Raw genomic sequence first — 10,336 nt, 5'->3', positions numbered from 1 at the left:
GCAATTCAACAAGGTAGCGAAATGTTGAACTGTTGGTGACTGCTAGAACCGACAAGAGCGTCTCGATGTCGTCGTTCTTTGCGAAGATTGCGGGACCCTTGTGTGTAATATGCATTCTGCAGGCATTACGCGCACGTTGAGGCCTTTTTGGGTGCGGAGCGACCACGTAAGGCCCGGGCGAAGGTAGTGGCTGTACCCGTTTAGACATGCAGACCAGTCGGTGCCCCACCCCTTCTTTTGGCGATAGGATGAGAGGAATGCTTTCGCCTCTGCGCCGGAACTCTGCCAGCGAACGACAAGATGAACGTCAGAGTAGAAATCGGCGAAGGATCCACCCTTGGCTAGATTGACATATCTGTGGCCTGTAGATTCGGATCCACTTCCGCCACGAATATCGGCGTCAGAGACCTCCCATGAAAGTCGGTAGAATCGAAAGTCGTCCGTCGTATAAGCGCCGCGCGTCGCAAGATAACCTTGCTTAAATGATGGGATTCTTGTAAATGTAGCCCTGATTGCGTCTGTAGTCCAGTATGAAAATGGACTCCCCGGAACGGTGGAGAAGTTTTCCGGCTCGCACGCATAGATGTCCGTCGAAGATTCGATACCGCCATTGGCTTGTGTCACTGCCTCCAGAAGATTCTCCGACTTGCCATCCGCCGAGGAGTCGATTACTCGAAAAATCAGCGTCATGATGCCAGCTCCAGGCAGTAGGCAGCGGTCTCCACCATCGCACTGTCGAGCACTCCTGGGCCGAGATCAGCTACGACGGCGGGCGGAGCGGTTTTAAGAAGAATCTCTTCGCGCCAGGCCTGGAATCTTGACAAGAAGAAGCCAGTGCGGGAGGTAATGGCTCCGAGGCGACCACGAGAAGACAGTAGTTCTATACCACGCTCTACGAAAGCGGCGTAGATGTCGATCTTCGTTCGAAGGTAGGCTTGCTCGAAGATCTTCTTCGCATGAACGCTGGGAGCGCCAAAGGGAGGGTTCATCAGGACGACATCATACTTTTTGCTGGTGAGATCGAGGAGACCAAGCCCCTGAGTGGCGTCGTCTGCGAAGAGGCGGCGGCGAGTATTGGCTCGGGTGACTTCGTCCTTGCTGTAGCTGTCGAGAGCCTTACGCAGAGGATCTCCCTCCGCTGTGAACAAATCGCTCTCATAGCCAGGCGCCAGCACAGCCCGACGCTTCTCGATGCGGAGAAGCACGCCGAGGTCGCCGGCTAGGGCCAGTTCATCCTTGAACTCAATAAACGCCGCCGCCAGTTCCTTGTTCTCCAGACGGTCGAGGAAGTCCTTGGCGATGCCGCCGTCGGCTACCAGGGGCTCGGCAAGGATGACGTTGGTGCGTCGGATCGGTAGCCGCGCGCTACGTCCGACCTCGAAGTCGTCATAGGCGCGTTGTGCGCGGAGCCAGAGGGCGAGCTGGGCGATCTGGGCGCAGCGGGGGTCGATGTCGACGCCATGCAGGTTATGCCGGAGCACCAGGCCGGGCAGGGCCGCGCGCAACTCGGCAAGGTCAGCATAGTCTTCGGCGAGGCGGCAACCCGTGTCATCGCTGGCCGGGCTCGCCGGGTCGACGTAGGCCTCCTCGTAGATGGTGACGAGGAGGTCGAACGCGTAGAGCAGGAAGTGGCCGCTGCCGCAGGCCGGGTCGAGGATGCGCAGGTCGCGGGGGTCCTTCTTCGTCCGTGGGGCGAACGTCTCGCCTGGTCGGCGGACCATGTACTCGCACTTCTCCGCGAGTGTGGTCTTGGTGCCGCGCATCTCGTACCAGATCCGGCCGAGGGTGTTGTCGGTCAGGAACTGCACGACGTAGCGTGGGGTGAAGAACTGGTTGCGGATGGCCAGCTCGCGGCTGTTACGGGGCGCCTGGCTCTCGTCTCGCATCTGCCGGCGCTCGTCGGCGCTGTTGAAGTACTGGTAGACCCAGCCGATCGTCTCGTCCTCGCCCCAGACGCCATCGAGACTCGGGTCGTTGATGCTGCCGAGCAGCTCCTCGAAGGCGGCCCGCCGTGGCCAGAGCACCGACGCGGGGTCGCGTCGGTCGAAGAGTACCTTCACCTCGGTGGAGAGCTCATCGAACAGCGACTCAATATAGAGCCGGTAGCCGGCGCTCTCCGGCAGCAACGGTAGCCCGGGCGCAAGCAGGCAGAATTCCTCGAAGCCCTGCGACTCCTCGCCCTTGGAGACACACGTCTGCACCAGGCCGCGCCGCTCGAGCATCTTGAGCGCGACGAACCGGTTGAGTGTGGTGAAGGCGGCATCACGGACATAGTCCGTCACCGCGTCGGCGACCGACATGCCTGCCGCCTGCTTGTGGCCCAGCGCTGCCATGATCCGCTCCCGCTGGAAGACCTGTCGCGGGTTCAGGTGCGCGCCGGGTGCATCGGCCACGGCATCGCGGCGGATGTCGAACTTGCCGTCGAGCTGAAAGGCAAAGTCCTCTTCCAGGAGCCGGCGCGCCCGGCGTGTCGCCGATTCGATGGCGCCCCGTGTCTGTTTGTCCATCTTCGACTACCCCTTGTCCCCGCTGGCAGCGCCCGGCTCCGCATCCTCGGGCGGTCGCTCCTCTCGGCGTAGCTTGTCCACCACGGTGATGCTGTTCGTGAGCTGTTCGCGCAGGCGCGCGTCGACGCTGAGAACGAGCGCGGCGCGAAGGTCATGTTCCGCTCGGTCGAGGTAGGAGTGGAACTCCTGCCAGGCCCGGGCCCGGGTCGTTGGTGCGGCTTCCGGGTTCCTGGCCATCGCACGGCATCGCCGCGCCATCCCGCTAAGCGTGTCACCACGCAACTGGAGCATGAGCGGATTGCTTGCCCACTCCGGGCGAGCCAGCAACTGCCCGTCGAGAAGGGAGAAGGCCCGTTCGTCCTCGGCCGCCCGCCGCAGCGCCAGGACGATCCGTCGCACCGTGTCTTCCTGCAGCCGGCCGGTGGCGGCGCGGTCGAGCAGGCGGATCGCAATGCGTCGACCCTCGTCGGTGGCCTGCTCGGACCCGACGGCCTCGCCGAGGGCCAGCAGCACCTGCGATGGCAGCCCGTCGAGTTCGTCCAGGCGTGAGCTGACCCAGGCTGCGACGGCGGCTGGGTCCCGCCTGGCCTGGTGGACCTCGGCGAAAAGTTGGACGGCCCGGAAGTTCAGCGGGTCCCGGTCGAGCACGCCCTCGACCTGCGACCGTGCCCGTTCCAGGTCGCCGAGGACCAGAGCCTGCTCGGCGGCGCGCAGGTCACGCAGGATCGCGTGCCGCGGGTGGGCCGGCAACGTGACGACCACCCGGATCTGATCAGCGTCGAAGACCGGCGGCGGGTTGCCCTCCTCCCGCATCGCCCGCAGGATCGTCGGGATCCCCTGCCCCTCGCCCTGCGCGAGCTGCAGGCGGGCGAAGAACCATGCGAGGGCCTGGTTCCGCCACTTCGGCGGGGCGTTTCCCGCCCGCAGTGCCTCAAGGTCGACGCCCGTTGGCAGCGGGCCTGGGGAGGAAACCTCTATCCGGTCCGCGAACACCGTCAGCCGGGTCGGGTCGACCAGTTCGTAGTCCCGGTGTGCCAGCGCGTTCCCGAGTGCCTCGTAGAGCGCGCTCGGCGGGTACTTGATCGCGTTCGGCGCCTTCGGGTCCGCCTTGTCGAAGGCGGTGTACGACTGGACGTCGAGCAGTTCCGTCAGCCTCAGCGCCTGCTCGACCAGGTTTCCGTCCAGTTCGTGCCGTTCCGCGTGCCGGTCGGAGCGGTCAGTACCGGGATAGATCGAGAACATCGTGACCGCGCCCGGGATGAACCGCTGCGGGTTCCGGCCGAACAGCAGCACGGCAAAGTTCCGGGGCCGCAGGACGCCGGTCAGAGGCTCGGCGACCAGCAGCGGTGGGACGAGCGTGCTCAGGGGGTAATCCGGGGAGAGATAGGGCGCCACGCCCTGCTCGGCAGAGAACCGGCCCATCCGCTGCAGGAACTCCCGCAGGGCGAGGAGGTCGAGGTCGGTCTCGATCGCGCCGTTGCACGGCCGGCGATCCCAGGGCTCCAGAGCGCCTTTGCGGACCAGAAGGTCCTTGAGCGTCCCGTTACGGGCCTCACGGGTTTCCCGGCTCACCCGGACGTAGTGCTTCGCGCCGTCGTTGCGCTTGCGGAAGGTGTGCGCGCTGGTCGTCGCCGGCTGCAGGAAGACCAGGATCCGCAGGCGCGGGTCGTCGGTCTCGATCTCCTCGACGAGAGGGGTGATCGGCGGCGAGACGTTCGTACGGCACAGACCCAGAACGCTGCCTTCGATCTCCTTGAGCCTGTTCGCCGTCAGCCCGATCCGGCGCAGCCGCGGGAAGCCGTGCTCATCCTTTTCCTCCCGCACCCCGCAGACGACGTAGCCGCCGCCGAGGTTCTGCAGGTCGTTGGCGAAGGCAGACAGGGTGGCCACCACGTTGTCAGGGTCGGCGACGTTCTCCTTCCACTCGGTCTGCTCGTTCTCCCGCCTGGCCAGCTCTTCAAGATTCACCAGGACGGTCATGAGACCACGACCTTCTTGCCGGCCCCGATCAGCCGAGCACATTCCTCCCGAAGGCCTGACAGAGCTGCATCGAGCTGTTCCTCGGTCTCGATGCCACCGCTGAAGTATGCCCCGACACGGACGGCCGCCAGCCGGTCGCCCTCGATGATCCGTTGCAGCCTCTCGATCGCCGTCCGCAGTCGCGTCTCGCAGGCGTCCCGCTCCGAGCGGAGCAGCGAGATCGACGCGTCGGACGGGAGCGGCTTCGCGCCGGCGACGAGCGGTGCGGCGATCTCGGCCCGCACGTCTTCGTCGACCTCGGACCAGCCCGGCTGTGCGGTTAGCAGGTCGAGCGCCTTCCTGTAGGCGTCGACGCGCGCCTGCTGCGCGTCGTCGAAACGGCGCTCGTATTCACGCTCGATTGTGCGGGAGTGCTGGGCGATCGCGGGCAGGTCACGGAAGAAGGTCTCCCGGGCGAACAGGTCCCCGAGTTCGGCAGCGCTCGACTCCAGTGCTTGATCAACGCCGGCCTCGTCCCTGAGGAGCGGCCAGGCGACCTCTAGGGCCCGTCGGGCCCGCCCGAGGTCGGCCAGCCGCGGCTCCGTGAGGGCCTGGCGCAGTTCGCCCGCGCGGACTATCGCCTCCTTGATCGCGCGGTAGCTGGAATTAAAGGTGGTGATGGCGTTGTCGGTCGAGCCGTTCATGATTGCCCTGAACAGCCCGAGCGCGTCCTCGAGCATCGTCTCGCCGGGGAGCTGGTGGCGAACCAGCAGGTCGCGGGCTACCGAGACGGAGTCATCGTGTCTCCCGACCTCGGCGCGAAGCTGCTCGGCGACCCGGCTCTCCTTGAGTTCGGTGATGTCCTCACCAAAGGTTTCCTGGAAGTAGCCCAGCGCATCGGCGAGTTCGTCCCCATCGATTCCCTTGCGCGGTCGGAAGGACGCATGGCGGAAGAGGTTGTTGTTGTCGAGTGCCTCGCGGGCGTCGATGCTTACCACGGAGTCGATGACCCTGCCCCGGCTCGTCGCGTCGATCTTCTCCGCGCGCAGCAGGGACAGGACGAGTAGCCGGACAATCTCGAACTCCCAGCCGAACGGCTCCTTGGCGAACTCCTCGGCCAGGTACCGCCCGGTCGCGGCCTCCCCGTAGCTGGTCCGCGCCTCGATCTGGGTGAGGACCGTCTTCAACGGGTCCATGTCAACCTGGAACACCGGTTTGCCCTGCTCGTCGCGAAGCAGCCGGAGCGCGGTGAAAACCCCCGGCAGTCCGCGAAGATCGTGCGCGGTGAAGAGCGCCTCGACGCCCTTGCGTGCGTCGGCGGCCTTGACCGGCGCGTCCTTGAACCGCTCGAAGACGTCGGGGAGTGCCTTCTCGAGGATGTCCGCCGCCGCCCGGCGCACATCGCCACGGTCGTCGGGAGTCCGGTCGTTGCCGCGGAAGTAGACGGACCCGGCGAGGCAGGCCGTCCGCAGCCGGCGGCGCAGCTCCTCCTGGTGGCGTCGCTGGCGCTGCCGTTCCTCGGCCATCAACGCTGCGGTGTCCTCACCCCGCGCCTCGCGTTCCTTGCCGCGGAGCATCTCCTGCGAGCGGAAGAGCTCAACGGCCTCCCGGTCGATGGCATCGCTGAGAGCGACCACCCAGAAGACCTTCTGTCTCTCTATCTGGCTGCGGGCCCGTAGCTCGGTCGCCTGTGCATCGAACTCTCTGCCTTCCTGGGCTAGGTGGAAGTGGAACACCAAGTTGCCGTCTAGGACCTCCCGGCCGTAGACGGCGAGTCCAGCCTTGAAAGCACGTGCATCCTGGAGGCGGTGTGTCGGCGTCGGCTCCCAGAAGCCGCGCAGGACATCGGCGTAGAGGCTGTGGGTGTCGGCTGGCGATGGACTGATGCCGTTACGCACCCGCTCCCAGTCATCCTCGGCCGGCGTCGGGATGCGGTAACCATCGTCGCCAAGGCGGACCTTGCGCGTCTCGACGAGCTTGACGAGCGCCTCCCGTACCGAGGCGAGCGGAGAGTCGGCCGTGACGTCGGGCAGCAACGCGGCGGCGATGTTCTCCGGCGTGCGGTGAACGGTACGCACGTATTGGAGTAGGCAGATGACCTTGGCTACGGCCTGCGCCTGGGGGTGGCGCAACTCGTGGGCGATGGCGGTGATCTTCGCCCTGATTTCCGAACCGATGTTGTTCTCGACCAGGTCGTAGACCTGGTCGAGGCGCACCAGATCGCCTACCGGCCTGTCAGCCAGCCTGACGTCCGGGTGGATCAGCAGTTGCTGGGCGAGCTTGATGATGGTCCGGTTCGCGCCACCGACGTGCCGGCTCGCCCCGCCCTGGGTGCGCAGGCCGGAGACAATCTGGATGATGAGGTCGATCTGGTAGGGCAGCAGCGGGTACAGGCTGACGAACGCGTCCCGAGTCAGCTCGGGCAACGTGATATCGGCGCGCAGCTGGGTGAGTGCTTCGAGACGGCCCCGGTGCTCGTCGAAGAGCGTGCCGAGGCTGTCCTGGGCGGTCGCGTTCTTCGCGAGTACCCGGCGGCTGGTCACCTCGGAGATGTCGGACGGCTCCAGGTGCACCTGCAGCGGGAAGCGGTCCATGAGGCGGGCCAGCTCGATCCGGTTGCTGTCCAGGCCGCTGACCAGATCGGTCAGTTTCTCCTGCGATGTGATGACCAGCCAGTGGCGGCCACGCCCGCGAACCCCGAGGCTCTGCACGATCGCCTGCAGGTCCAACATCTTCTGGACGTCGCGGGCGACGAATTGGCCGACCTCGTCCACGACGAACATGAGGCTGCGTCCCGGCCTACGCCGGTTCATCAGTTCGGTCGCGCGCTCCGCGAGCCGGCGGGGTGAGACATCTGTCCGGCCTCGCACAGCACGCACCCAGGAGTCCGCTTCGGGGTAGGTCTCGGGCTCCAGGTCGTGCATGACCCTGCTCGCCTGGCTCAGGGCGAAGGCGACCTTACCCTTCTCCTTGTTCCATTCCTTGCCACGAAAGATCTCGCGATACGTCTCTTCGAAGCGGTCGAGCCGGCCTTCGCCCTCGAGCGAGATCTCCAGCTCGGAAAGGTCCAGGTCCTTCGCGTAGCCGAGGCTCTGTAGGAAAAGCCCGTACATGATCTCGGTCAGAGTCTGGTTGCCGCTGCGGATACCGCGGTCCGTGGACACATCGAAGATGACCGCGTGGGTGGGGATCCGTTCGTTGATCAGTCGCAGGAGCGTACGGATCCGGTTGTCACTGTCGAACTTCCGTGCGAACAGCTCGCCGGCAGGATCGCCGGCGACCTTCCGATCCTCGATCGACAGGCCGAGCATCTTCGCGAAGCTGGACTTACCGGAGCCGAAGAATCCGGAGACCCAGACCGCGATCCCCTCGTGCGGCTTGTTCGGCGTCTGCTCGTACGCATCGAAGATCTCGGTGTAGTGGCGGCGGATCGCGTCGGTGACGACGTACTCGTCGATCTCCTCGCGGAGGATCTCGTCCGCGGCCTGGTCGACCTTGATGACCTCCTCGATCCGCCGGTCGATGTCCCTGGCGAAGAGGCCTCTGATGGTCTGGGGCGTGGTCATCGAGAGCAGTCCATCTCAGAAGATCTTGGGTCGGTAGTTGTGCTCGGCGTCGAGCTCGCCCATGAAGCGCAGTCCCGCCGGCCCCTCCCGGTGGCCTGGGTAGAACAGCACCGTCGGCACATGCAGCCTGCCCTTGAGCTGTTCCAGCAGCGAGAAGGTCCGGTAGGCAGGAAACAGCGCACCCGCCCGGCGGATGAACACGACGTCACGTGTCGGGTCCGGGTCTGCCGGCAGGCGCTTGGCGACCAGGTCGATGAGCGGCGCGTAGTCGGCGAGAACCTCGGTGATGGTCTGGATGACCAGGTTGACGCCGTGCTCGCGCTCGACGGCGTACCACTCCTCGAACGAGTTGGTGGCGAGCATAGCTTCCTCGAGGCACTCGGCCAGCGATACCAGGTGCACCCTCTTCCCATGCTGCTCCAGGCGGGTTCCGAGCATCCTCACCTGACCGCGCAGCTGGAACTCGTGCTCCGGGTCGTAGACGAACAGCGCGTAGGGCATGTCGTTGTACGCGCTGAGCTTCCGCCTCGGGTCATCCGACTGGAGGATCGGCTCGAGGACTTCCTGAAGCCGGTGCGTGAAGGTGCGATCGGTCACGACACCATCATCTTCACGTAGCTCACGGCATCCACGCAGGGGAGTGACAGTTCGACGAGACTGCCTGCCACCTGGTAGTCAAGCTTGCGGTACTGGTGCAGCCGAAGCAGCTCTGCCTCGACGTCCGCGGGGCCCATCAGGAACAGTCGCCAATCCGGAGAGCCGACGATCTTCCCCGGATTGGATGCCTCGTCGCGCAGCGCATGCAGCAGGTAAAGGAAGCTGCGGTCCGGCAAATGGTAGGTAGTGAACTCTTTCGCCGCCCCGCCTCGCAACAGCCCGAAGTCCGCGGCCATCTTCAACAGCCCGGCCGCGACCCGCTTGGTGGTTGTCTCCGACCAGGCGTGCTCGGTCACAGCTCCCCGGTCTCCGACGCCGGCAAGGTAGGAGACGACGTCACCGACACGGACCCGGGCTACCTGGGCCACACGGGCGGGGAAGAGCCAATTCCGCAGGAAGTCACGGACAAGGAACTCGTCACGGGTCATGTGCCAGAGCAGCAGCGGCTTCCACTCGTCGAGCGGGCAACCAGCCTGCGCCAACATCACCAGGGGCTTGTCCTGGGCGTCAGGTTGGAACCGCCGGTTGAGCACCTTGGCGACGTCGCGCAGCCAGGTGAGACTGCTGGCACCGATTGTGTTCCGGTTGCGCAGCCGGTCGAGGTTCTCCCGCTTCGACACGGTGAAGTCCCAGCCCTTAAAGACACCGTAGGTCTCATTGATCATCGCGCCCTTCACGACAGTGAACGAGGAGACGACCTGCGCCCGGGACGGGAGCGTCATGTGGTGGCCAGTTCATAGGCGAAGGGGACGACCAAGTTACCGATCTCCCCATGCCCGAAGCCCAACGCTAGCAGGCGGACGTCGTCGTCAGTGCCGGAGAACGCAGCTGGCAGCTTCACCGCGCGGGCCTCCGCGGGACGACTCAGCTTCTCCGCGGCCGCGAGGTCCTTCGCACCAACCAGGCCCAGAGAACCCAAGGTCTCGGCCAGGCTTCTGTCGCCGGGTGACGCAAGCTGTTCAAAGAACGGGGACCAGGTCTCGGCGTGGTCGAGCCACTGCTCCCATCGCGCGTCGAACTCCTCCTCGATCGTAGCTGGAAGACGCCAGAGAGTGACGCTGCCCAGCGGGTTGTAGATCTCATCGCACCGGTGGGCCGCCAGCGTGAACACTGAACGCGCCTGTGCGAACCGATGAGTCCGAGGGAACCCGCGCCGCAGCGTCGTCACGCCCCGTTTCCCCAGCTGACCTCTGGAGTTCCACCATCGCGCGCCGTCCATCTCCCCGAAGCGCGCGACCACGAGCCGCAGCCGCAGCAAGAGATCGAGATCGATACCGCACGCCATCATGACATCGCTGCCCGGCTGGACGGCCTAACGGCGCAGCCATGCAGCGCATGACCTGCGCCGACGCTTGGCGACATGGATACGACCCCCTCTAGCCAACCCAGCAAGCCCCGATCTCATCAGCCTAGGGCACCGCTGAGGATGGTTCGGCGCGCGTCCCCACGATGATCGCCAGATTTGGGATCACCGGGGACCTTGGGAACGATTTGGCCTGACCGGGAGCTACCCGACGCTGAGAGGGTGTTCTGTACGGGTTCGCTGGGTTTCGGGTTGAGGTGATGTCTGGCGTGCGGGGTTGATCGTGTTGCGTGTGGGGGCTGGTGCGTTCTGCTGGAAGACATGGTGGAACGTAAGCCGTACCC

Annotated in this window: 6 protein-coding genes; all 6 read right to left on the bottom strand. The window is 65.3% G+C overall.

What is annotated here, in order from left to right; translation table 11 throughout:
- Positions 1-686: 686 nt before the first annotated feature.
- Genes AB1460_RS33485 through AB1460_RS33460 form a run of 6 tightly spaced genes read right to left on the bottom strand, consistent with a single transcriptional unit; the run spans position 687 to position 9,977 of the window.
- A complete protein-coding gene (locus tag AB1460_RS33485) occupies positions 687-2,507 on the bottom strand; it encodes an Eco57I restriction-modification methylase domain-containing protein (RefSeq protein ID WP_368966259.1) in 1,821 nt (606 codons plus the stop codon).
- A 6-nt stretch (positions 2,508-2,513) separates the two neighbouring features.
- Positions 2,514-4,487 (bottom strand): ATP-binding protein, encoded by a 1,974-nt coding sequence (locus AB1460_RS33480; RefSeq protein ID WP_368966258.1) that lies wholly within the window; start codon positions 4,485-4,487, stop codon positions 2,514-2,516.
- Positions 4,484-8,032: a BREX system P-loop protein BrxC gene (gene brxC, locus AB1460_RS33475; RefSeq protein ID WP_368966257.1), complete on the bottom strand. Its 3,549-nt coding sequence runs from the start codon at positions 8,030-8,032 to the stop codon at positions 4,484-4,486. Before brxC ends, AB1460_RS33480 begins: the two co-directional genes overlap by 4 nt.
- Positions 8,033-8,047: 15 nt before the next feature.
- The gene (locus tag AB1460_RS33470; RefSeq protein WP_368966256.1) at positions 8,048-8,629 is read right to left on the bottom strand and encodes a BREX protein BrxB domain-containing protein; all 582 of its coding nucleotides are present in this window, start codon (positions 8,627-8,629) and stop codon (positions 8,048-8,050) included.
- A complete protein-coding gene (locus AB1460_RS33465) occupies positions 8,626-9,411 on the bottom strand; it encodes a BrxA family protein (RefSeq protein ID WP_368966254.1) in 786 nt (261 codons plus the stop codon). Before AB1460_RS33465 ends, AB1460_RS33470 begins: the two co-directional genes overlap by 4 nt.
- Positions 9,408-9,977, bottom strand: coding sequence for a BrxE family protein (locus AB1460_RS33460; protein WP_368966252.1), 570 nt, complete (start codon positions 9,975-9,977; stop codon positions 9,408-9,410). The genes AB1460_RS33465 and AB1460_RS33460 overlap by 4 nt, the downstream gene beginning before the upstream one ends.
- Between the last annotated feature and the right edge of the window lie 359 nt (positions 9,978-10,336).

The organism is Parafrankia sp. FMc2, assembly GCF_041008525.1.
Taxonomy (GTDB): Bacteria; Actinomycetota; Actinomycetes; order Frankiales; family Frankiaceae; genus Parafrankia.
Note: the sequence above shows the minus strand (reverse complement) of the source record. Positions and strands in the feature narration are given on the sequence as shown.